The organism is Nocardia sp. NPDC052566 (assembly GCF_044547285.1).
Taxonomy (GTDB): Bacteria; Actinomycetota; Actinomycetes; order Mycobacteriales; family Mycobacteriaceae; genus Nocardia.
In genome coordinates this window covers 273,558-296,803 of sequence record NZ_JBIUAF010000001.1, presented here as the reverse complement: position 1 = coordinate 296,803, position 23,246 = coordinate 273,558, and the positions used below count along the sequence as shown (strand labels likewise).

The window sequence follows — 23,246 nt, the reverse complement described above, 5'->3', positions numbered from 1 at the left end:
GGCCACCTGTAGGGCCGGAAAGGCTTGCCGCCTAGACTTCTTAGGGTGACCATCCCCCCGATCGTCGCGTACCTGCGTGGTTACGACGACCGGATCGCCGTCCTCTGCTCGCGTTCTCCCTCGGCGTCAGTCACAGCAGCGGAAATGGTGACGGAAGATTTGCAGCGGGTCACCTACGCGCGGCTGGCTGCGCTCGTCGAGGAGTACGCGAACAGTCTCGGACCGACCCGGCGTCTCGTCGCGTTGACAGCGCGCAACGACCTCGATTCGCTCGTCGCCTATCTCGGCGCGCTGGCCGCCGGCTGTGTGGTGCTGCTCGCCGGCGATCTGTCGGCCGAGCTGATGCGCACCTACGATCCCGATATCGTCATCGACGGCGGCTCGCCGGTCATCCGGCGGGCCAGGCCGAAACACCGGCTGCACCCGGATCTGGCGCTGCTGCTGAGCACTTCGGGTTCCACCGGTTCACCGAAGGTGGTCCGGTTGTCCTATCGCAACCTGATCGCCAATGCCTCGGCCATCGCCCAGTACCTGGCGATCGGACCGGACGACCGCGCGGCGACAACACTGCCGATGTTCTACTGCTACGGACTTTCGGTGGTGCACAGCCATCTCCTGCGCGGCGCCAGCCTGCTGCTCACCGAGCGCTCGGTGCTCGACGAGCGGTTCTGGGACGAATTCCGTGGCCACGGCGCGACTTCGTTCGCCGCGGTGCCCTACACCATCGATCTGCTGGACCGGATCGGCTTCGACCGGATGGACCTGCCGGCGCTGCGCTACATCACCCAGGCGGGCGGGCGCCTCGATCCAGATCGGGTGCGCGCCTACGCGACTCGTGGCGCGGCGGCGGGCTGGGATTTCATCGTCATGTACGGCCAGACCGAGGCGACCGCGCGGATGGCCTATCTGCCGCCCGCGGCGGCCGCGACGCATCCGGAGTGCATCGGAATCCCGATTCCGGGTGGCGATTTCACCCTCGAGCCGGTCGACGACGCCGAAAACGCCTGCGAGCTGGTCTATCACGGCCCGAACGTGATGATGGGCTACGCGGAGTCGCGGCGCGAGCTGGCGCTCGGGCGCACCGTCGATTCGCTGCGCACGGGCGATCTGGCGCTGCGCACTCCGGACGGGCTGTACCAGGTGGTCGGCAGGCGCAGCCGGTTCGCCAAACTCTTCGGTCTGCGCATCGACCTGCAGCGGATCGAGAACGGCCTGGCCGCAGCGGGATTCACCACCTGCTGCACCGACGGCGGCGATCAGCTGGTGATCGCGGTGGCCCACGGTGGCCCCGAGTCCGATCCCACCGTGCTCGCGGCCGAGCTGAGCGGGCTGCCCGCCGCCGCCATCGCCATCTGCCCGGTCGACGAATTGCCGCGGCTGGCCAACGGCAAACCGGATTACCCCGCGGTGCGCCGCCTTTCCGCACCCGAGGCGCACTGCCGCGACATCCGTGCCCTGTACGCCGTCGCACTCGGCCTGCATCCCGAATCGGTACGCCCCGACCGCACTTTCGTCGACCTCGGCGGCAATTCCCTGACCTACGTGACGACTTCGACCCGGCTGCAACGCGCGCTCGGCTGCCTCCCTGCCGACTGGCCGACCATGACCATCGCCGAGCTCGAGGCAATTCCGCAGGGCCGCCGCCAGTTCGGCCGATCACTGGATACCGGTACGCTGCTGCGCGCCGTCTCGATCGTGCTGATCGTCAGCTCCCATATCGGGCTGTTCGTGATGTGGGGCGCGGCCCATGTGCTGCTCGGGGTGGCGGGCTACAACTTCGCCAGGTTCGCGGTGACCGGGTCGGCGCGCTCGGAACGGCTGCGGCACGCGCTGCGCACGGTGGCGCTGATCGCCGTACCGACCGCGCTGTGGGTCGCGCTCACGCTACCGTTCTCCGACTACTACACCTGGCAGAATGTGCTGCTGCTCAACAAGATTCTCGGTCCGAGCGACAGCCCGACCGCGGGGCACCTGTGGTTCCTCGAGGTGCTGGTCTACTTCATGATCGCGGGTGCGCTGCTCGTCCGCGTCCCGATGGTCGACCGGCTGCAGCGCCGCGATCCGTTCTGGTTCGCCATGGGCCTGGTCGCACTCACCTTGGTCTTCCGCTACCAGTCCTTCGGGCTGTACGCGGCGCGCGACGTGCCGTTCTCCCCGCTGGCCGCTTGGTTTTTCGCGCTCGGCTGGGCCGCCGCGAAGGCCACCTCGCTGTGGCAGCGGCTACTGGTCAGTGTGGTACTGGTGGCGACGACGCCGGGCTATTTCGGTGTGCCGGACCGGGAACGGCTGGTGATGGCCGGACTGCTGCTGCTGATCTGGCTGCCCGCGGTGCGGTTGCCCGCGCTGATCGCCGGCGCCGCAGCGGTACTCGCCGACAGCTCGCTGTTCGTCTATCTCCTGCACTGGCAGGTGTATCCGCCGTTCGGCCAGCACCACGTCGCGGCGCTGATCGCCTCGCTTGCGGCCGGTATGGCCGCGACGCGGATCGTTGCCGTGGTTCGACGGTCGATAGTGATGCGGAGCCCCGCGGCGCAGGCGGGGTCAGCGCTCGACGGTCCAGACCTGGGCCGCCGCGTCCTGGGCCAGTTTCGCGATCAGCACGTCGCGCGGAATCGTCTGGCCGGCAAAGTGATCGAGTGACGGCACCACGACGTGGTGCGCGTCGGCGCGCTTGAGCTCCTGCGTCAGCTCGGCGAACGCCGTGCCGTCACCCGCTGTCGATTCATGGAAGGTGGCGGCGAAGCACAGTCCTTCGGCCCTGGCGAAGGTGCTCATCGCGTGCTCGAGCTCCTCACCGTGCCCGTCGGCCAGATCGTCCCGCACGTATCCATAGATCAACGCTTCCACCCGAACCTCCGTTGGATAGGGATCGCTGTTCTCTAGTTTGGATCACCCGTCGCCGGGGTACTACGGACTCGAAAAACTGTGTTCTCGTATCTGCAAGAGCAAATGTTCTTGCATCTGAGCGTTGGCAAACTCTCCGCGCCCATTACCAGCATGGAAGACGCCAGACTGCGAATGCAGCTGTCAACCCGATGACACCTATATGCCCTATCCGGGCCACCAGACGTTAACTGGTGCGATACTACAAGCGTGGCCGCTGGAGACGATCGACCCGTCTGGGCTGTCCGTATGCGCTCCGAACGCGACGCACGGGGGTGGTCACAAGCCGACGCCGTCCGGGTGATGCGCGCGAAGTCTTCGCACAACCTGCCGACCGACAGTACACTCCTGCGCAACTGGCGCCGTTGGGAATCGGGCGAGTCGCGCCCGGATGATTTCTACGCCCCCATCATCGCCGCCGCCTTCGACACCGTGACCGCGGCCTTCTTTCCGAAGGCCAGGCCGAATCGCGACGACGAGCTGCTGTCGGCGACCGGCATGGACACGCTGGAGTTCATCGGCAGGCTGCGCATGTCGGACGTGTCGGCCGCGACGCTGGACGCCATTCGGATCACCGCCGAAAGACTGTGCTGCGAATACCCTTACGCCGATCCGCACGATCTGCACACCGAGGGCACCGCGTGGCTGCGCCGGATCACCTCACTACTGGACGGCAGACTGACCCTCGCCCAGCATCGGGAGATCTTGGTCCTGGCGGGCTGGGTCGCGCTGCTGGTGGGTTGCGTCGACTACGACCTCGGCAGGCGGACCACCGCCGAGGCCACTCGCCGCGCCGCCTACTCGCTCGGCCAGGAGGCGGAGAATCCCGAGATCACCGGCTGGAGCGCGGAAATGGCCGCCTGGTTCGCGCTCACGCAGGGCAACTACCGCGGCGCCATCGAGGCGGCCGAACCCGCACTACAGGCGAGTCAGAATCTCGGTGTCGGCGTCCAGCTGTCCGCGCAGAAGGCCAAGGCGCTGGCCCGGCTCGGCGAGCGCAAGGCGGTCGAGGACGCGCTGGACAACGGCCGAGCAATCTTGGAGCGACTCGATCATCCGACGAATCTGGACAATCATTTCGTGGTCGATCCACAGAAGTTCGACTTCTACGCGATGGACTGCTGCCGCGTGGCGGGTGAGGACCGCAAGGCCGAAACCTATGCGCGCGAGGTGATCAGGAACTCCACCAGGGCCGACGGCACGGTGCGCAATCCGATGCGGGTGTCCGAGGCGCATCTGACCCTCGCGGTGGTCGCCGTGCGCGGCCGCGATCTCGAGTTGGCCGTCAATGAGGGTATGCAGGCGTTCGCCGGAAAACGGCGTTCGCTGCCGTCGCTGATGTGGATCGCGGGCGAGGCGGCGCGCGAGATCATCGAGCGCTTCCCCGGCGATCCGCGCACCAGGGTCTACCTGGACCAGCTGAGATCGCTGTCCGCGGAGTGAGCGAACATACCAATAGCGGACACACCCACGCCCAACACCCCTTCTACGTGTCGGCCGCGACTCGCCCGCTACTACCCTGTTCCCGGTGACCGATTCCACCGACGATCGGCTGCGGCTGTTTTCCTTCGCCTCTGCCGAGAAACGCGCCGAGTACCTGTGGGTGCTGCGCGCCTTCGACAGCGCGCGGGCCGCCTATGTGGTCTTGCTGCACGCCGACGATGTGGCGCGGTGGATCGAGCGCAACGGTCATCCGGCGAACTCGGACGAACCGGACGCTCCGGAACTGACCGGCGCGGAGATCGGCCCGCTGCTCGAGCAGCTGCATCAGTGGGGCGTGCTCGAGCGCAGCTACGACGGCACCCGCGCGGCGACGCTGGCCGAGTACCGGAACCGGCATTTCGTCTATCAGTTCTCCCAGGCCGGGTTCCAGGCCTACCGCGCGATCGCGGCGGTGCTCGACGCCAGGCTGGACGAGGCGTCGCTGTCGCGGCTGGTTCTGCCTGAGCTGCTGTCGGATCTGCAGGCGCTGGCGAAGGCCAATCGCGAGGGCGATCCGGAGCGGGTCTACCGCACGCTGCGCCGCCTCGATGCCGCACTGACGGATATGGCCGCGCGCGCCGCGCACTTCTATCTGTCGCTCGGTGATCTGGTGCGCACCACCGAGATCACCCCGGAATCGTTTCTGGCACACAAGGATGCACTGCTCGCGCATATGCGCGAGTTCAGCATGGATCTGGCGCGCTTCGCGCCGCGACTGGCAGGCGCCATCGGCGAGATCGAAGAGACCGGCGTCGACGAGCTGATCGAACGCGCGGCGCGCTGCGACGAGCGGGTGCTGCTGAGTTTCGCGGAGCGGCAAGCGGATTGGCGGGCCCGCTGGGTCGGGTTGCGCACCTGGTTCGTCGCAGGCGAAGGCGAATCCACCGAGGCGGATCGGCTGCGCGAGGCGACGATGAGCGCGATCGCCGCGGTGCTCTCGCTGCTGCGCCGGGTCACGGATTCGCGCAAGGGCGGTGTCAGCAGGGAATCGGCGCTGCGGCACCTGGCGGGTTGGTTCGTCGCCGCGCCGACCGCCGACAGCGCGCACGCGCTGTACGACGCGGTGTTCGGGCTCGGCAGGCCGCGGCATCTGGCGATGGAACATCCTGACGCCGAACTCATTCCGCCGGTGCGATCCTGGTGGGAGGCGCCGCCGTTGGAGATCTCGCGCACACTCGCCGAGACGGGGCGTCCGCCCTCGGCGGGTGCGCCGTCGCGAATTCAACGCAACGACGCGAGCATTCGCCGGTTGCGTGAGGCGCAGCTGGACGCGCAGCGGGCCCGCGCGCAGGCCGCGAAATCGCTGGCCGCCGCCGATGTGCACGAGCGGGTGCTCGACGAACGGGAGACCGAGGTGCTGCTGCGGCTGCTCGACGCCGCCTCCACCGCGTGGGTGCCGGTGAGCGGAAGAGTCGCGGGCACAACGGGTTCCGACAGCGGGGTCACCCTCACGGTGTCCGAACATCCCGGTTCGACGGTGGTGCGCACCGCGCGCGGGCTGCTGCATCTCAACAATCGGCGGCTGGAGGTCAAGCAGTCGGCCAGGGGGAAGCGCCCGTGAGCCACGCCCGCAAGATCAATTCGCTCGCGCTCGACAGCTATCAGCGCGCCGCCAGGATCGTGCTGGCCAACCATCTGGTCACCAGGACGTATCCGGACCGGATCGCGCTGCCGCTGATCCGCCGCTGGGCCACCGAACTGCGCGAGGATCTGGCCGACCTGTTCGGCTACCGGCTCGAGGTCACCGAGACCACCGCGCGGGTGTTCCCGCTGATCGACCGCCTCGATCCGGGCAAACCCGCACGCACCGCCACCGAGCGCGTCTTCGATCGGCGGCGCTACGCCTACCTCGCGCTCGCGCTCGCCGCACTCGGCCGCGCGGGCGATCAGATCACCCTGTCCGAGCTGGCCGATCAGGTCGCCACCTACACCGGCCGGGTGGAGGGGCTCGAGCTCGCCACCGACCGCGCGGCCGACCGGGACGCGTTCGTCGACGCCGTCGGCTGGCTCGCCACCCGCGGCGCGATCACCCTCGCGGACGGCGATGCGGGCGGCTGGGCCGCCGACCCCGAGGCGGGCGAGGCGCTCTACGACATCGATCGGCCGGTGGTGTTCGCGCTGTTCCGGCCGCCGCGCGCGCTACAGCATCTGCACAGCGTGCACGGGCTGCTTGCCGAAACACCGGTGGCGCCCGCCGATCTGGCGCGCAAGGTGCGCAGGGCACTGCTGGAGCGGCCCGTGGTGTATCTGGAAGATCTTGCGCCGCAGGAACGTCCGCTGCTCGGGCAGGAACGGCTGATCGCGGAGGTCGAGCTGCTGACCGGGTTGCGCGCCGAACGGCGCGCCGAGGGTGTCGCACTGATCGATACCTCGGGGCGGCTGTCCGACGTCCGCTTCCCCGGCACCGGCACCCTGGCGCAGGTGGCACTGCTGTTGGTCGGCGAGATCGCGGATCTGGTACTGGATATCGACAATCCGGTCGAAACCCGCACCGCGCCCGCGGAATCCGGCGACCCGCTGGCCGCTCAACTCGACGACGCCATACCGTGGACCACCGTCTTCGCACCGCTCGCCGAGCTGCCGGGCGCGGAGGATGAAGGCGAAGAAGAGGATTCGGATGAAGCGGAACCCGAGGTCGATCCGACCTACCCGTTCCTCGCCGACAGCTGGATCCGGGAGACGGTGCAGGCGTTGGCCGATCGCTACGGCGCCACCTTCGCCGCGCAGTGGCAGGCCGATGTCCCCGGGCTCACCGCCGAGGTCGTCACACTGCTACGGCGGCTGCGGCTGGTCCTGCCGGTCGGCTCGGGTAAGGAAGCGGGGCTGCTGATTCTGCCCGCGCTGGCTCGCTATCGCGGTGCGGTGGTGACGGTCCGCACGAAGCAGGCAGCGGAGCTGTTCGTCACCGCCGCGGAAACCATGGGTACGGAAGGGGATCAAGCATGACGCTCATCCACGGTGGGGTGCGATTCATCCCGACCCGTGCCGGCATCGTCAACCTGTGGGACTACCGCGACCAGGAATTCTGCTTCGCCGACGGCAGGCTGGTGCTGCGCGGGCCCAACGGCTCCGGCAAGACCAAGGCGCTGGAGGTGCTGTTCCCGTTCGTGCTCGACGGCCGGATCGAGCCGCGCAGGCTCAACCCGTTCGCGGGCGAAGAACGCACCATGAAGTCGAACCTGCTGTACCGCAAGCAGGAATCGGCCTACTCGTATGTGTGGATGGAGTTCGCGCGCGGCGACTGGGACGATCCGGAGACGGTGACGGTCGGCATCGGCATGCGCGCCACCCGCTCCACCGACAAGGTGACGCGCTGGTACTTCGTCGCCGACGGCCGGGTCGGCGTCGACTTCTCGCTCATCGGCCCGGACGACCGGCCGTTCACCCGCAAACAGCTGGCCGAGCAGATCGGCACCGACGCGATCGTCGACCGCCCAGTCGAATATCGCAACGCCATCGACGCGCGCATGTTCGGCCTCGGCACCCAGCGCTATGACCAGCTGATCAACCTCATCCTCACGCTGCGCCGCCCGCAGCTGGCGAAAAACCTGGACCCGCGCGGACTTTCGCAGGCGCTCACCGATGGCCTGCGCCCGCTCGACGAGCAACTGATCCTGGACGCGGCCCGTTCCTTCAGCGATATGGAGGAGGTCGGCCGCACGCTGGAGGGGCTGGTGCACGCCGACAGCGCCACCAGGACCTTCGTCGACGTCTACCGGAAATACCTTGCGGTACAGGCCAAAACGGATGTCGATCAGGTGCGTACCCGGCTCGACGCGGTGACCAACACGAGCACCGCGCTCTTCGCCGCGACCGCGCTGCGCGAGCGCCGCGAGGGCGAGCGCGGGGCCGCCGAGACCCGCGCCGAGGAGGCCGACAAGGCCTACGAGCAGGCGCTCAACGATCGCGAAACCCTGCAGCGCTCCAGCGCTTACGAGGGCAAGCAGCAGCTCGACGACCTCGCCGACGCCGTGCGCAGGCTGGAGACCTCCGCCGCGGTGCATCGCGACAAGGCGCTCAAGGCGGGCCAGACCCTGGATCAGCGTGCGCAGGAAGCCGAACGGGCGCGCACCGCGGTGCAGACCGCGGCCGCCGCGCTGGCCCGCGGTGAGGACGAATTGCGTGCCGCCGCCGAGGAAGCGGGCATCGTCTGGACGACGCCGTCGGAGCAGTCGCGCACCGAACAGCTCACCGCCGCCGTGCGCGGGCACGCCGAGGAACGCGACGCCGATGTGCGCGCGGTACGAAAAGCACTGGGGCATATGGACGCCGCGGCCGCCGAGCGCACACGCGCCGAGCGGCTCGCGGAACGGGCGCGCGAGCTGCGCGAGGCGGCCGCGGCCGAGGTCGCGCACGCCGAGGCGGCGGTCGCGCTGGCGCGCACCGAATCCGCCGCGACACTGCGCGCCTGGTGGGAAGCGCACCGCGAGGTCTACTCCCCCATTCGCGACGGACTGTTCGAGGCGCTCGACGCCACACTGGCCGAGGCGGGCACCGACGAGGCGACCATGCCCGCCGAGGTGCTCGCCGAACGCGCCGAACCGCTGATCGATGAGATACGCACCCGGCGCCAGGACGCGCGGGCCCGCGCCGCGGCGGCGGCCGAGCAGATCACCGAACTGAGCGCCGAACGCGAGCGGGTCGCCGCGCAAAGCGACGACGCCCCACCGGTTTTCGCCGCGCGCACCGGCGACCGCACCGGACGCGCCGGTGCACCGCTGTGGCGGCTGGTCCGCTTCGCCGACGATGTCACCCCGGCGGTCGCCGCGGGTATCGAGGCCGCGCTGCACGCCGCCGACCTCCTCGACGCATGGGTGTGCGACAAGCCGCCCGCGAAGTTCGACTCGGATCAGTTCCTGGTGCCGTTGCCCGCGAAGGAGCGCCCCAAGGGCCGCACTCTCGCCGATGTTCTCGTGGTGGAGGAGGATTCCGCAGAGCTGACGGTGCCGCGGCAGACCGTCGCCGACGTGCTCGCCTCGATCGCGGTGCACGACAAGGACACCGATCTCGGCAGTGCTGTCTCGCGCGACCTGCGAGCAGTCGCCGACGGCGGCCTCTCGGTCAGCACCACCGGTGGTTTCCGGCAGGGCGTGCAGCTCGGCCGCCACCACAAGGCCGACGCCGAATTCATCGGCGCCACCGCCCGCGCCCGCCGCCGCGAACTGCGGCTCACCGAACTGGCCGCCGCGGTGACCGCCGCCGAGGAGGCGCAACGGCAGGCACAGGCGGACGCGGCCGTGGAAGATGCCGCGCTGACACGAATCTCCGCCGCCGCCAAGGCATTGCCGCGCACCACCGCCGTCACCTCGGCGCTGCGCGCGGTGTCGGAGAACGCGGGCATGCTGCGCTCACGCGCCGAGGCCGCCGGGCAGGCCGAGCGCGATCTCGACCAGGCGGTGGCCGACGCGAGCGCGGTGGACAAGAAGCTGCGCGCCGCGGCGACCAAGCACCGCACCCCGCGCGAGGCACGCGAGATCGATGCGCTGGCCGCGGCCATCCGGCACTTCGAGAACACCGGCACCGGGCTGCTTCGCCTGCGCGCCGACCACGAGCGGGAACGCGAACGCGAAAGGGAAGGCGCGGACCGCCACGACGAGGCGCGTGATCTGGCCGAGGCCTTCGCCGAGGAGGCGGAGGCCGCACAGTCCGGCTACCAGGAGCAGCTGCGCAAGCTGGAGACGCTGCGCGAGGCGCTCGGTGCCGGCGCCGCCGATATCGATCGGGAGCTGGAACAGGCACGCGAGCGGATCGAGGCCGCCAAGGCCGAGCAGAAGGCGGCGCGCAAGGCCGCCAACGAGGCCATCGAGGCGATCGGCGACGCCGAGGCCGCCTATCGGACCGCGCACGAGGCGCTGAGCACCGCGCTCACCGAGGTGCTCGCCGACGTGAAAACCCTTGCCCCGTACGCGCAATCGGACCTGCTCACGCTGCTCGGGGCGCACCCGGACAGCCGCTGGCCGAGCAGCGAGGCCGCCTGGTCGACGCCCGAACAACTGCTGTACCGGATCACCTCGGCCGGGCCAGAGACCGAACCTCAGGTGCTGCCGGAAGAGGTCGGCGAGCTGTTCGACAACCTCACCGCCGCAACGGTTTCGGTGAAGGCCAGCGAGGCGACCCGCAAGTCGACCCGCAGCGCCGTCACCGCGGCGCTCCAGGAATTCGACGCCACCCTGGCCGCGTCCGGGCGCGACTACCGGTTGCAGTGGGATGCCGCCGACGGGCTCACCGTGGTGCAGGTGCAGGACGACAACGGCGTCGCCGCGCTCGCCGATTTCGCCACGCGCATCGGCGCCGCGCGCCACGATCAGGAGCTGCTGCTCACCGACGCCGAACGGCGCATCCTGGAGGACGCGCTGCTCACCGGCCTGGCCCAGCAGATCTACGAACGCACGAGCGACGCACGCGATCTCATCGCCAGGATGGGCGCGGAGATGAAGCAGCGGCGGATGTCCTCCGGCAACACCATCGGCGTGCACTGGGTGCTCGCCGATACGCTGTCGGAGGCCGCGCGCGCCATGTGCAAACTGCTCGATCGCGACGCGTCCTCGCTCGGCGCGGAGGATCTCGCGGCCATCCGCGCGCATTTCGCCGCCGAGATCCGCGCCGCCCGCGCCGCCCACCCGGAGCGCTCCTACCCCGAAATCCTGGCCGCCACACTCGATTACCGGACCTGGCGGGTGTTCTCGTTCACCCTCATCTCGGCCGACGGCAGCGAGGACAAGCTCACCGTGGCCAGGCACAGCGCGCTCTCGGGCGGCGAGCAGTCGGTCTCGCTGCACCTGCCGCTGTTCGCGGCGGCGCACGTCATGCTCGATTCCGCCGACCCGCAGGCGCCGCGGCTGCTCGCGCTGGACGAGGCGTTCGCCGGTGTCGACGACAACGGCCGCAGCGAATTGCTCGGCCTCAGTGTGCAATTCGATCTCGATCTGTTCATGACCGGTTACGACCTGTGGATCACCTACACCCACGTGCCCGGCTGCGCCCACTACGATCTGGCGCACGCGGCGGCCGAGAACACCGTCAGCGCGACGCTGCTGGTGTGGGACAGCGGCGAACTGCTCGCCGAACACGACGGCACCGACCTCACCACCGCACTCGGCTCCCCCAACCGCCGGCGCGTCGCCCACACCATCGAGGGTGGGCTGACGCTGGAACCGGTCGGCTAATCAGAAAGTTGGCATCGGCTTCACCGTGAATACCGCAGCAACACACGCCACCCGCCGGGTCGCGACGGCGACACTGGTCGGCACCACCCTCGAGTGGTACGACTTCATGCTCTATGGCACGGCGGCGGCACTGATCTTCAACAAGCAGTTCTTCCCGTCGTTCAGCCCGACGGCGGGCACGCTCGCCTCGTTCGCCACCTTCGCCGTCGGCTTCGGCGCGCGCCCGCTCGGCGGGCTGCTGTTCGGCCACTTCGGCGACCGGATCGGGCGCAAGGCGACGCTGATCGTCTCGCTGATCATGATGGGCGTGAGTTCGACGCTGATCGGGCTGCTGCCCAACTATCACAGCATCGGATTCTGGGCTCCCGCACTACTTGTCGCGCTGCGGCTGATTCAGGGCATCGGGCTCGGCGGCGAGGGCACCGGCGCGGTGGTGCTCGCGATGGAGCACGCGCCGACCGGGCGGCTCAACCGCTACGCGAGCTATCCGCAGATGGGCACGCCCGCCGGGGTGATCCTGGCCAACGGCGCGTTCCTCGGCACCAGCGCGCTGCTGCCCGATGCCGCGTTCCTGGACTGGGGCTGGCGAATTCCGTTCCTGCTCAGCGCATTGCTGGTCGTCTTCGGGCTTGCCGTGCGGCTGCGCGTCACCGAATCACCGGTGTTCACCGCCGCCGCCGACCGCGGTGAGGTGGTCGTGTTCCCGCTGCGGGATTCGCTGCGGGTCGGTTTCAGCAGGCTGACGCTCATCCTGCTGGCCGCGGTGGCGACCTCGGCCGTCGTCTACATCTTCATGGCGTTCACGCTGACCTACGGCACCAAGACCTTCGGTTTCAGCAGGAACTTCCTGCTGCTCGGCGTCATCGTCGCGTCGCTGATCTGGTGTGCGACCATGCCGGTCTGGGGCGCGCTGGCCGATCGATACGGCACCCATCGCGTCTTCCTGCTCGGCACCGCCGCGCTGCTCGTCTGGTGCGCCGCGTACTTCCCGCTGATCAATACCGGCAACAGGGCCGTCGCCTGGATCGCGCTGCTCGGCATGGGCATCGCGCTGCCGATCAGCCACAGCGTCGGCGGCATCATCGTCGCCGAACTGTTCCCCGCGTCGGTCCGCTACTCCGGCGCCTCGCTCATCGTGCAGGCGTCGGTGGCGCTCGGCGGCGGGTGCGCGCCGCTCATCGCCACCGCGCTGTGGACGGCGGGCTCGAGCTCGGCGCCGGTCAGCTGGTACATCATCGCCGTCTGCGCGGTCAGCCTGATCAGCACCTACGTCCTGTTCTGGCTGCTGCCACGGCGACGGGGCGCGGCACCGGTATTGGCAACGGCCTGACGCCGCGTCCACAAGCAGCCGAGGTAGTCGAGATCCGTCGAGCGCAGTCGAATGGCCCCCGATTACGGCGTGTCGGAGGGCCGTTCGACTGCGCTCGGCGAATGGAGCACTGGCTGGCCACGGCCGAATTCCGCGCGCGCGGGGGCGAGGGGCGTGGTTCACTTCGGCGGTGAGAAAGATCTTGATCCTGGTTGCCGCGGTGGTGGCGCTGGTGGTCGGCGGCGGGGTGGCGCATGCCGACGTGTACGACAATTACAACGAGCTGAAGCGGGCGAAGGTGCTCGGCGTCGACTATCGGATCACCGAGGTGCGACCGGTCCTGGCCAGCACACGGGCAGCGCATATCGCCATCCACGGCGGACTGATCGAGGCGGGCACCACCCAGCTGGCGCTGGAGGCCGCGCACCGGATGAACTGTGTCGCCTATTCGTTCGAGGGCATCCAGAAGAAGGACAACCACGCTCAGCTGCACATCACCGCCACGCACTTCGATGAGCCGCGCGCGGAGGCGATGGTCGCCGCCAGTAACGTCACGGTGTCCTGGCACGGCGTGAGCGGCGAGGAGCGGATCACCCACGTCGGCGGCGCCGACACCGACCTCGCCGACCGGGTTCGTACGGCGCTGAAGAATGCCGGATTCACCGTCGCCCGGTCGACCCCCGACCGAATCGACGGCGACGACCCGCGCAATATCGCCAACCGCAACGCCCGCGGCAAGGGGCTGCAACTCGAGATCTCGACCGCCCAGCGCAACGCCTTCTTCAAGGGCGCCGAACTCGACCTCGCCACCATCGAAAACCCGGCCAACCGAACCCCGGCCTTCTTCACCTATATCGACGCGGTGAACTCGGCACTCCCCATCGCGGTTGGCTACGAGGACGCACCCCGATAGCTACCCCACGCCGCCGCGCACCGATCCACCCGCCGCGCATCGAATTTCCTACGCGGCGCAACAATCGGTGCGCGCGAACGCCAGCAGAGGCTGCGCTCGTCGACAGCGCTCGCGGGCCGCGCAACAACCCGAGCGACGCGTAATGGGCCATGCCGCGCACCAACTTGCACGCCGCGCATCGGTTTCCGTGCGCGGCGCGGCAATCGGTGTGCGGAAAGGTCAGCGAGGGCCGTGTTGGAGGCCGAGTAGTGCGTTGACGATTTGGCCGGTGCTGTCGAGGGTGGCAGCGAAGATGTCTTGGGGTACCGCTCTTCCGTTGCAGAACAGGACGTTGCAGTTGCTTGGCGCGTAGGGGCCGACGCCGAACAAGATCTGGGCGACGTGCTCCGGGTCGACCCAGAAGGCGAGATCGTCGACGCTGCCGATGATCGGGCCGAAGGCGTCGCCGTAGCGGTATGGGTCGTCGTAGGGTTCGGCGGGCATGTCGTTCACGGCGGCGACCACGCGGCGCAGGAATTCCTTGTTGTCCGGATTCGATTCGGCGGCAAGGGAAGTCTGCACATTGCCGGGATCGATGCCGCCGGGCACGCCGAGCCGCACGATCACCAGGTCGCGGCTCGGGACCACCACGGTGAACTGGCCGAGCGCGCCGACGAACGCGTACAGATCGCGCGGCGCGCCGGGAAACATCGGATGCTGGAACACCTTGGCGGTGGGCACCGTCGCGGTCTTGTAGGAGTCACCGGCGTTCAGCCAGAACAGGAATCCGTAGCCGCCGTTGGCCGCCGTGGGCTGGCGGGCCTGCCGGATGTAGTCGGGATCGATCAACTGGGTATCTCCCCAGCGGCCTTCGTTGAGCATGAGCAGGCCGAACCGGGCCATATCGTCCGCGCGCATCGCCAGCCCGCCGTTGACCGCGGTATTGCCGCTGCGGTCTCGCAGCCAGAGCCACTGATCGCGGGCAATGCCCAACGGCTGCATCACCTCTCGCTGCACGAAGTCCTGGAAGTCGAGGCCGGTGCTGATCTCGATGATCTTCGGCAGCAGCGCGAGCACCGCCTGGCTGTACTGGAAGGTGGTGCCGGGCTCGAAGGCGATCGGCGTGTTCAGCGACTGCAGCACCTCATCGGTGGCGATGCCCGCGATATCCGCGGCCCAGGTGAAGCGCAGCCCCGTCGTCTGATTCAGCACCTGCCGCACGGTGAGCGCCGCGTGCGCCGGATCGGCCCGCGGGAAGAACTTGCCCAGTGGATCGTCCAAACCGAAGCGGCCCAGGGTGATCGCGCGCCCCACCGCGACCGAGGCCACCCCCTTCGTGGCACTGGCCAGCGGCAGCGGCAGATTCCCGGTGCCGGTGCGGTCACCGACCAGGCAGCCGTGCCGGAATACCTGAATCGCGTAGGCGCCCTTGGCCGCACCGAAGTCGATCGCGTCGGCCAACGCCGCCGGATCGAATCCGGAGGCCGCGGGATCCGCGCGGCCCGGCAGCTGACCGGCCGCCGGCGCCGCGCACGAATCAGCGGGCGCCGCAGTGGCATTCGGTACGACCAGCGACAGCGTGACGAGTGCCGCCGCGGCCGCGGCAGCCCAAATCCGGCTCTGTGTCATCGGTTTTCTTCCTTCGTCACCGGGTCAGGTCAGTGCGTCGGCGAGCGCGTTGCGCTCCACGCTGAAGTAGGTCTTGTCCGCGGGCAGCCGCCACTGCGGGCCGACGAAGAACTGCTCGGCCGTCTCGTCGCCGAACGCCTGGTAGCGCAGCCATGCGAGCGCGGTACCCGAGGACAGGTAGCCGTCGGCGCTGTCGACCGGCGAGAAATGGCTCACCCCACGGGCATTCGCGATCCAGGCCGGCGCGTTGAAGGTGAGGTTGTACTGCCACCAGCGCACCCAGGCGAAGTCGGGCACCACGAAATCGTTATAGCCGGTCAGGAACATGGTGGGCACCGTGATCAACGCGCCGACCGCGAGCGGGCCTGGTTCGACGGCGAGTACGCCCCTGACCTTCATGGCCGGATCGATCAGCGAGGCGACGGGCGGGAAGACCGTGCCCGCCTGCAACGCGGCCTGCCCGCCCGCGGAATGACCGCCGAAGAAGGTGCGGCTCAGGTCGATCTTCTTGTACAGCGGGGAATTCGGATCGCGATCGGCCACCACCGCCGCCGCGAGACCGAGCGCGGGTACGTAGGCGAGGGAATTGAAGAAGTCGTGCGCGATCTGCACCACGAACCCGTTGCTCGCCCACTGCCTGGCCAGCCCGTCGTACATGCCGGGATCGGCGAGGATGCCGGGCATGAACACGATCAGCGGCGCGGCGGGCAGTTCGGCGATGTTCTCCGGGAAGTAGGTCTGCACGCCGATCGGCGAATCCAGCCCGTTCGGGAACGAGTAGGTGCACGTCAGATCGTCGCGGTTGCCGAAGACGTGGACCACGATGTGCGCGAGCATGCCGTAGACGGCCTCCTGGCACGGGTGGATCCGCGCGGACGTCGCGACCCTATACGGCCCTGGCTTGCCGAATACGCTCTGCGCGGTAGTCCCCGGCGCGATCTCGGCCGGTTGCGGTGGCGGCGCGGGCTCCTCGGCCAGCGTGACCGGCGCGGCGCCGATGGCTACCGCCGCGAGTACCGACAGCGCGATCAGCACTACCGCCACACCCCTGCGCGGGTGCGCGAATTTCCTCATCGTCGAGGCCCCTTCATCCGCTGAAGCAAGTTTGAAACCCAGCAGTCTCGGATTCAGGACGATACACAGATGTGTGCGGCGACACAACTGTCCCAGAAAGGAGATCGGGCTCGCATCGATCGATGACGATCGATGCGAGCCCGTGCGCGAAGTAGCTTGCGACTACCGGTGACTGGCGTCCGGTTTGGTCGCCGGGCACACCCCGCCCGGCACCGTGGCGCGCTCGAAATGCCACCACTCGTTGTCGTACATCCTGCACAGACCCCACCGGTTGCCGTTGGCCTCCAGCCATTCCGCACCGGCCCGCGGCCCGACGTCGACGGCCTGCCCAGACACATGGGTCGACTCGTCCGGCGGCAGCACCCACCGGCGCGCGGCATCGGGACCGCCGTAGGTGCGCACCCCGTCCTCCCACAGCCACTGCTGCTGCTCGGGCGTGCGATATCCGGAGGTGATCGACAGCGGCACCCCCTGGGCGTGCGCCTCGTTCTCCGCGAGCGTGTACGCGACCGCCAGGCCCGGCTCCAACCCCTCGGTACCACTGGCCGATCCGGTCGCACCGCGCGGATCGATCGGCGCGGCGGGCGCGGCAGCGGCCTGCCCGGCCGCCACCGTGGTGGCGAACAGCACGGGCAGCACCACCATCGGTAGCCCCGTCCGAACCCGACTTCGCCATCCACCGTTAGTCAGCAACATGCTGGCGATGTTAACGGGCGGCGGCACGATCCCACGCCAGGCCGCCGATACACTCCCCGCCCACACCGCCCCGAACCTCGAGTGTGACCCACGCGATGTCCACAGGAAACTCCATTGTCCACAATCCATTCCAGTGCTGTGGATCACTCCGTCACCAACCCCGACATAACTAATATTCCGGAAACCCCCTGCACCTCCACGAGTTTCGTGCTAATTCAGCAACCGGCGCCGATGGGCCGCGCCGTCGAGCGCAGTCAAATGGCCGCCCCGTACGGCGTGTCGCACGGCCATTTGACTGCGCTCGACGGGGGGCGGGGCCCGCTCCGGCGCACCAATTGCGACGCCGCGCGCGGATTTTCGGCGAAATTCCGGCGGGGCGGGGCATTATTGCGCTGCGGAGTGGGGACCGGCGATGAACTGCCGCGGCCTGGCGAAATGCCGTGCCGGGTACGACAATTCGGGCATTCGGGCCGAAAAGGCTGGGGTTGATTGCCGCAGCTTTGCGGTGCGAGGTAGTTATTCACAGGGAAACGCACTATTCACATTTTATTGTGAACAGCAGCTGTTTTGCTGCCTGTGATCAACAGACGGGCCACGCGTCTTCCAGAGCGTGCCGCCCGTAGGAGTCGCAGGCGGGTTCCATCCGCGCCCGTGTCGACAGCCGAATCGCTTCTGTCGCTTCGCGATTGCGTCCGATGCGCTCGCCGATCTCGGAGCCGTGCTCGCGGGCGTAGGCCACCGCGATCTTGATCTTGCACGAGTGCAGATCCGACTGCGCGCTCAGCGCGGCGATGCGGCGCTCCACCGGACCCTCCAGTTCCTGCAGGCGCGCGACGATCTCCCACACCTCGGGCCCGGCGGCCAGTGCGGCGCGCCGATCGCCCACCGGCCCGCGGAACACGATCCCTGGATGTTCGAGCTGGTCGACGCCCTCACGAATGAGCCGATTCAGTAAGGCCGTCGAACTCATGCCCTCGCGGGCGGCGCGCTCGGCCAGCCGGCGGCTGGCTGTGTCCGAGAGACGAAACGACGTACTCATTGCCCTCCTCGACTCCAGTGGCACTGACTCAGCAAACCTCCTTCGCTAACCAAGAGTGCCGCAGAAACGGCGATGTCACCCCGGCGAACGGGGTGACATCGCCGTGTCCTGAGGTGTGCGGGGATTGCGGTCAAACGCCCAGTTCAAGGGCTCTTTCAGACGCGCTCGGCCGACCTTGTGCGCACCCGCAGCGCGATGGGCTTCTGCGTTTCGGCGAAGAAGTCGTTGCCCTTGTCGTCGACGACGATGAACGCCGGAAAATCTTCGACCTCGATCTTCCACACGGCTTCCATGCCGAGTTCCTGATATTCGAGCACCTCGACCGACTTGATGCAGTCCAAAGCGAGACGCGCCGCCGGTCCGCCGATGGAGCCCAGGTAGAAGCCACCGTGCTCCTTGCACGCCTTGGTCACCTGCGCCGAGCGGTTGCCCTTGGCCAGCATGACGAACGAGCCGCCCGCCGCCTGGAACTGATCGACGTAGGAATCCATCCGGCCCGCGGTGGTCGGCCCGAACGAGCCGGAGGCGTAGCCCTCGGGTGTCTTGGCCGGGCCCGCGTAGTAGACGGCCATGTCACGCAGGTACTGCGGCATCGGCTCGCCCGCGTCGAGGCGCTCCTTGATCTTGGCGTGCGCGATATCGCGGGCGACGACCAGCGGCCCGGTCAGCGAAAGCCGGGTCTTCACCGGGTATTTCGACAGTTCGGCCCTGATCTCGGACATCGGCCGATTCAGATCGATCTTCACGACGTCGCCGCCGAGGATGGAATCGGTCTGTTCGGGCAGGTAGTGCGCGGGTTCGCGCTCGAGCTGCTCGAGGAACACACCCTCCGGAGTGATCTTGGCCAGCGCCTGCCGGTCGGCGGAGCAGGACACCGCGATGGCGACCGGGCAGCTCGCGCCGTGCCGGGGCAGGCGCACCACGCGCACATCGTGGCAGAAGTACTTGCCGCCGAATTGCGCACCGATACCGAAGGACTGGGTGAGCTTGAAGACTTCCTCTTCCAGTTCCAGATCGCGGAAGGCGTGCGCGGCAAGCGAACCCTCGGTCGGCAGGGTGTCCAGATAATGCGCGGACGCGTATTTCGCCGTCTTCAGCGCGAATTCGGCACTGGTGCCGCCGATCACGACCGCGAGGTGGTACGGCGGGCAGGCCGCGGTGCCGAGCGAGCGAATCTTCTCGTCGAGGAATTCCAGCATCCGCGTCGGATTCAGGACGGCCTTGGTCTCCTGGTAAAGGAAGGACTTGTTGGCCGAACCGCCACCCTTGGCCATGAACAGGAACTTGTACGACGGATGCGCGGGATCGCCTGGCGTCGAATACAACTCGATCTGCGCGGGCAGATTCGTTCCGGTGTTCTTCTCTTCCCACATGGTGATCGGCGCGAGCTGGGAATAGCGCAGATTCAGCTTGGTGTAGGCATCGAAGACGCCGCGGCTGATCCACTCCGCGTCGTCCGCGCCGGTGAGCACGCCCTCGGACTTCTTGCCCATGACGATCGCCGTTCCGGTGTCCTGGCACATCGGCAGGATGCCGCCCGCGGAGATATTGACGTTCTTGAGCAGGTCGAGGGCGACGAAGCGGTCGTTGCCGCTGGCCTCGGGATCATCGATGATCTTGCGCAGCTGGGACAGGTGCGCGGGCCGCAGGTAGTGGCTGATGTCGTGCATCGCCTCGGCGGTGAGCAGCCGCAGCGCCTCGGGGTCGACCTGCAGGAAGGTACGGCCGTTCACCTCGAAGGTGCTGACGCCCTCGGTGGTGATCAAACGGTAGGGCGTGTCATCGGCGCCGATTGGCAGCAGATCGGAATAGCGGAAGTCCGGCGCGGTCACGTGGCGCACACTCCTTGGGCGAGTCTGGGGCTGAGGCACTGTCGAGGCCTGGGCGGAGGCTGGTCGAAAGCACAGCGAGCCTATCCATCAACCCATACGCGACCGCTGCTTAGGCAAGCCTTCCTCTGGGACCCGTCACAAAAGGTTGCACGTTCAACCCCGGTGGTGCTACCTCTTACCTGACACGTCAGAGTTTGGAGCTATCGTGATCGAGCGACCCATGGACCCGCCTTGGCTCGATGACGTCGAGATGCGCGCCTGGGTCGGATTCGTCCGAACGCGCGACCTTATCGCCGCCGCCGTCGGACGTGATTCGGCCCGCGATTCGAATCTCACCTATGTCGAATACTCGGTGCTCGCCTATCTGGCGAACTCCCCCGATCACCGGCTGACCTTCGCCGATCTGGCCGCCAAATTGGAATGGTCGCAGAGCAGGCTCTCGCATCAGATCACCCGGATGGAAAAGCGCGGTCTCGTTGTGCGTGAACCGATTCCGGATGACGCGCGGCGCACCGCCGCCAGGCTCACCCAGCGCGGCGCCGAGGTGCTCTCGACCGCGGCGCCCGCGCACGTGGACAGCGTGCGCAGGCACATGATCGACGTGCTCGATCGCCAGCAGCTCGCCGCGCTCGCCGATATCTACGACACGCTGCTCGCCCATCACCGCCGTTCCGCGGCACAGAACTGACGCCGCAGCACTAGCGCACGAGCACACCGAGCGCGCGCTCGAATCCGGGCGGCACGATGATGTCGCCCCGATCCAGTTCGGCCACACTGGTTTTGCGCAGGCCGAGCAGCGCGGAATCGATGCCGCCGCGCAGGATGTCGAGCACGTTCTCCACTCCCGCTTGGCCGTTGGCGGCCAGGCCCCACAGGTAGGCGCGCCCGATCATCACCGCGCGAGCGCCGAGCGCCACCGCTTTGACCACATCGCTGCCGCGCCGGATGCCGCCGTCGAGCACCACCTCGAGCTGCGCACCCACCGCGTCGGCGAGCACCGGCAGCGCGCGGATCGCGGCCGGGGTTCCGTCGAGGTTGTTACCGCCGTGGTTGGACACCGAGATCGCCGCGACGCCCGCGTCGACCGCCCGCTGCGCGTCGTCGACCCGCATGACGCCCTTGAGCATGACCGGGCCGTCCCACTGTTCGCAGATCCAGCGCACATCGGCCCAATCCGGCGCAGGCGTGCCCATCCATTCCCCGTAGGCGCCGAAGAAGCCGGGCGCCGCACCGCCGCCGACCGCCATATTCGGCGCGGTGAGATCGGGGATGTGGCCGGATTTGGCGTAGGTGGCCAGCCAGCGCGGGCGGGCCAGGGTCTGCGGCGCGAACTTCAGCATGGTGCGCAGGTCCAGCTTTTCCGGGATGACCGGGCTGCCCCAGTCCCTGCCGTGCGAGAACGACCAGTCCAGGGTGAGGATGAGGCCTACGGCCCCAGCGGCTTTCGCGCGCGCCATCCGCTGGGTGATCTCGTCCTTGCCGCCGCACCAGTACAACTGGAAGAAGGTGGCGGGGTTGGCCGCGATCACCTCTTCGATCGGCTTGCTCGCGAAGGAGCTCAGCCCCATCGCGATGCCGCGCGCGGCGGCGGCGCGGGCCACCGCGACCTCACCGTCGGGATGCACCGCCTGCACACCGGTCGGCGAGATCAGCACCGGCATCGAAAGCTGTTGGCCGAGTACGGTGGTCGACTGATCGCGAGCGCCGATCGGGCCGGCCACGTGCGGTGCGAAACCGAGTTCGGTGAAGGCCTGCTGATTGTCCTCGATGGTCTGGCCACGCTCGGAGCCGGCGATCAGCGCGCCGTACACCGATTTCGGCAGCCGCTTCTTCGCGCGCCGCTGCGCCTCGGCGACGGTTTCGAACCAGGGGTTCATGGGAGTCCTTTCGGGGAAGCCACCGGCCACCAGCGCCGGGTTTCGTCGAGCAAGTCGGTGATCAGATGCGCGAGCAGGCGCGCGCCCTCCTCGGCGGTCGCGCCCGCCGGATCGCCAAGTACCCCATTGGGACTCACCGCGCGCACGCCGCCCGCGCGCAGCAGCGGCAGTATCTCCGGCAGCGGACGGGTATCGCCTTTCTCGGCGCGCTCGGCGCGCACCCGGGGCGGGGCGAGGGCGAGCTGGAGTGCGGTCTCTGCGCGACCGGCATGCGGATCACCTTGGTAGCGCGGCAGATACAGCCGGACGTCACGGGACTCGCCGCGCAGCAACGCCACCGCGCCGCGCAGTGGCGCCAGGTTCCCGCCGTGGCCGCTGACCAGCAGGATGCGGTCGAAAGTGTCGGTGGCGGAACGGCAGAGCTCGACGATCAGCAGCTCGAGCGCGGCCTGCCCGATCGACAGCGTGCCGGGAAATCCGGCGTGCTCGCCGCTGGAGCCGTAGGGAATGGCCGGTGCGACAAGCACATCGGCGCGCAAGGTGGCCAACCGGTCGCACAGCGCGAGCGCGATATCGGTGTCGGTGGACAGCGGCAGATGCGGGCCGTGCTGTTCGGTCGCACCGAGCGGCACGGCCAGAATCGCTCCCGCGGCCGCCCGTTCGCCCACCTCGGGCCACGTGAGATCCGCCACTGCGGAGCTGTCCGACAACACGTCGCGAGATTATCGTCAGTCACTGACATAATCAATAGCCGTGAGCACCGGAACGCGCGGGCGCCCCCGCGGCACCACCAAACGCGAACTCGAACTGATCGCCATGCGCCTGTTCACCGAACAGGGCTTCGACGAGACAACGGTAGAGCAGATCGCCACCGCCGCCGGGATCAGCGGACGCACCTTCTTCCGCTACTTCCCCACCAAGGCCGAGGTGCTCTGGTACCAGTTCGACGACGAGGTCAGCGCACTGCGCGCGGCATTCGCCACCGTGCCCGGCGATGTGCCGATGATGACCGCGGTGCGCCGAATCGTGGTGAACGCCAACCGGTATCGCGCCGAGGACGTACCCGAGCTGCGCACCAGGATGCAGCTGGTCGCCTCGATTCCCGCGCTCGCGGCAACGGCGGGCGCGCACTACGACGCGTGGGAGCGGGCGGTGAGCGCCTTCGCCGCCGGACGGCTGGGCGTGGCCGAGGATTCGCTGATCCCGCTGGCGGTCGGGCGCACCACCCTGGCCGCCGCCCGCGCCGCCTTCGACGCCTGGCTCGCCCGCGCGGACGCCGACCTCACCGTCTATTTGGACGAGGCGCTGTCCGCACTGTCCACCGGATTCGGCACCGGCGCGCCGATGTCCGGCAAGTAACCGGCAGG

17 protein-coding genes are annotated in these 23,246 nt (G+C 68.5%); 9 read left to right on the top strand and 8 right to left on the bottom strand.

Annotation, left to right across the window (positions count from 1 at the left end):
* Positions 1-45: 45 nt before the first annotated feature.
* Complete coding sequence (locus ACIG5A_RS01310; RefSeq protein ID WP_397236410.1) at positions 46-2,640, top strand: AMP-binding protein; 2,595 nt, start codon at positions 46-48, stop codon at positions 2,638-2,640.
* On the opposite strand, the gene ACIG5A_RS01305 is transcribed toward ACIG5A_RS01310, so the two are convergent.
* Complete coding sequence (locus tag ACIG5A_RS01305; RefSeq protein WP_397236408.1) at positions 2,542-2,847, bottom strand: hypothetical protein; 306 nt, start codon at positions 2,845-2,847, stop codon at positions 2,542-2,544. The genes ACIG5A_RS01310 and ACIG5A_RS01305 overlap by 99 nt on opposite strands.
* Before the next feature lie 285 nt (positions 2,848-3,132).
* Between ACIG5A_RS01305 and ACIG5A_RS01300 the strand changes: the two genes are divergently transcribed.
* From ACIG5A_RS01300 to ACIG5A_RS01275, 6 genes are all read left to right on the top strand, one after another.
* The gene (locus ACIG5A_RS01300; RefSeq protein WP_397236406.1) at positions 3,133-4,326 is read left to right on the top strand and encodes an XRE family transcriptional regulator; all 1,194 of its coding nucleotides are present in this window, start codon (positions 3,133-3,135) and stop codon (positions 4,324-4,326) included.
* A gap of 109 nt (positions 4,327-4,435) precedes the next feature.
* Positions 4,436-5,926 carry a TIGR02677 family protein gene (locus ACIG5A_RS01295; RefSeq protein WP_397238770.1) on the top strand — a complete coding sequence of 497 codons (1,491 nt, stop codon included), beginning with the start codon at positions 4,436-4,438 and terminating at the stop codon, positions 5,924-5,926.
* The gene (locus ACIG5A_RS01290; protein WP_397236404.1) at positions 5,923-7,311 is read left to right on the top strand and encodes a TIGR02678 family protein; all 1,389 of its coding nucleotides are present in this window, start codon (positions 5,923-5,925) and stop codon (positions 7,309-7,311) included. Before ACIG5A_RS01295 ends, ACIG5A_RS01290 begins: the two co-directional genes overlap by 4 nt.
* A complete protein-coding gene (locus ACIG5A_RS01285) occupies positions 7,308-11,531 on the top strand; it encodes a TIGR02680 family protein (protein ID WP_397236402.1) in 4,224 nt (1,407 codons plus the stop codon). Before ACIG5A_RS01290 ends, ACIG5A_RS01285 begins: the two co-directional genes overlap by 4 nt.
* Before the next feature lie 25 nt (positions 11,532-11,556).
* Positions 11,557-12,861: an MFS transporter gene (locus tag ACIG5A_RS01280; RefSeq protein WP_397236400.1), complete on the top strand. Its 1,305-nt coding sequence runs from the start codon at positions 11,557-11,559 to the stop codon at positions 12,859-12,861.
* Between the two features lie 169 nt (positions 12,862-13,030).
* Entirely contained in the window at positions 13,031-13,753 is a 723-nt protein-coding gene (locus ACIG5A_RS01275; RefSeq protein WP_397236397.1) for a poly-gamma-glutamate hydrolase family protein, read from the top strand.
* A 219-nt stretch (positions 13,754-13,972) separates the two neighbouring features.
* On the opposite strand, the gene ACIG5A_RS01270 is transcribed toward ACIG5A_RS01275, so the two are convergent.
* From ACIG5A_RS01270 to ACIG5A_RS01250, 5 genes are all read right to left on the bottom strand, one after another.
* Complete coding sequence (locus tag ACIG5A_RS01270; RefSeq protein ID WP_397236395.1) at positions 13,973-15,361, bottom strand: serine hydrolase domain-containing protein; 1,389 nt, start codon at positions 15,359-15,361, stop codon at positions 13,973-13,975.
* 24 nt (positions 15,362-15,385) lie between these two features.
* On the bottom strand, positions 15,386-16,435 hold the full coding sequence (locus ACIG5A_RS01265; protein WP_397236393.1) for a hypothetical protein: 1,050 nt from the start codon (positions 16,433-16,435) through the stop codon (positions 15,386-15,388).
* Between the two features lie 162 nt (positions 16,436-16,597).
* Entirely contained in the window at positions 16,598-17,080 is a 483-nt protein-coding gene (locus tag ACIG5A_RS01260; protein ID WP_397236391.1) for a M15 family metallopeptidase, read from the bottom strand.
* Positions 17,081-17,711: 631 nt separating this feature from the next.
* Positions 17,712-18,170, bottom strand: a complete 459-nt coding sequence (locus ACIG5A_RS01255; RefSeq protein ID WP_397236389.1) for a hypothetical protein — start codon at positions 18,168-18,170, stop codon at positions 17,712-17,714.
* A gap of 155 nt (positions 18,171-18,325) precedes the next feature.
* Positions 18,326-20,002, bottom strand: coding sequence for a fumarate hydratase (locus ACIG5A_RS01250; RefSeq protein WP_397236387.1), 1,677 nt, complete (start codon positions 20,000-20,002; stop codon positions 18,326-18,328).
* A gap of 205 nt (positions 20,003-20,207) precedes the next feature.
* On the opposite strand from ACIG5A_RS01250, the gene ACIG5A_RS01245 reads away from it, so the two are divergent.
* Positions 20,208-20,690, top strand: coding sequence for a MarR family winged helix-turn-helix transcriptional regulator (locus ACIG5A_RS01245; RefSeq protein ID WP_397236385.1), 483 nt, complete (start codon positions 20,208-20,210; stop codon positions 20,688-20,690).
* A gap of 10 nt (positions 20,691-20,700) precedes the next feature.
* Here the strand turns inward: ACIG5A_RS01245 and mftD are convergent, their stop codons facing one another.
* Positions 20,701-21,879 (bottom strand): pre-mycofactocin synthase MftD, encoded by a 1,179-nt coding sequence (gene mftD, locus ACIG5A_RS01240; protein ID WP_397236383.1) that lies wholly within the window; start codon positions 21,877-21,879, stop codon positions 20,701-20,703.
* Entirely contained in the window at positions 21,876-22,589 is a 714-nt protein-coding gene (mftE, locus tag ACIG5A_RS01235) for a mycofactocin biosynthesis peptidyl-dipeptidase MftE (RefSeq protein ID WP_397238768.1), read from the bottom strand. Before mftE ends, mftD begins: the two co-directional genes overlap by 4 nt.
* Before the next feature lie 43 nt (positions 22,590-22,632).
* On the opposite strand from mftE, the gene mftR reads away from it, so the two are divergent.
* Entirely contained in the window at positions 22,633-23,238 is a 606-nt protein-coding gene (gene mftR / locus ACIG5A_RS01230; RefSeq protein WP_397236381.1) for a mycofactocin system transcriptional regulator, read from the top strand.
* Positions 23,239-23,246: the final 8 nt, after the last annotated feature.

What these genes read in the sequence shown, in the direction of transcription:
- ACIG5A_RS01300 (WP_397236406.1), top strand. Translation starts at nt 3,133, where the DNA reads ATGCGCTCCGAACGCGACGCACGGGGGTGGTCACAAGCCGACGCCGTC.
- ACIG5A_RS01285 (WP_397236402.1), top strand. Translation starts at nt 7,308, where the DNA reads ATGACGCTCATCCACGGTGGGGTGCGATTCATCCCGACCCGTGCCGGC.
- ACIG5A_RS01270 (WP_397236395.1), bottom strand. Translation starts at nt 15,361, where the DNA reads ATGACACAGAGCCGGATTTGGGCTGCCGCGGCCGCGGCGGCACTCGTC.
- ACIG5A_RS01265 (WP_397236393.1), bottom strand. Translation starts at nt 16,435, where the DNA reads ATGAGGAAATTCGCGCACCCGCGCAGGGGTGTGGCGGTAGTGCTGATC.
- ACIG5A_RS01260 (WP_397236391.1), bottom strand. Translation starts at nt 17,080, where the DNA reads ATGGTGGTGCTGCCCGTGCTGTTCGCCACCACGGTGGCGGCCGGGCAG.
- ACIG5A_RS01255 (WP_397236389.1), bottom strand. Translation starts at nt 18,170, where the DNA reads ATGAGTACGTCGTTTCGTCTCTCGGACACAGCCAGCCGCCGGCTGGCC.
- mftD (WP_397236383.1), bottom strand. Translation starts at nt 21,879, where the DNA reads ATGAACCCCTGGTTCGAAACCGTCGCCGAGGCGCAGCGGCGCGCGAAG.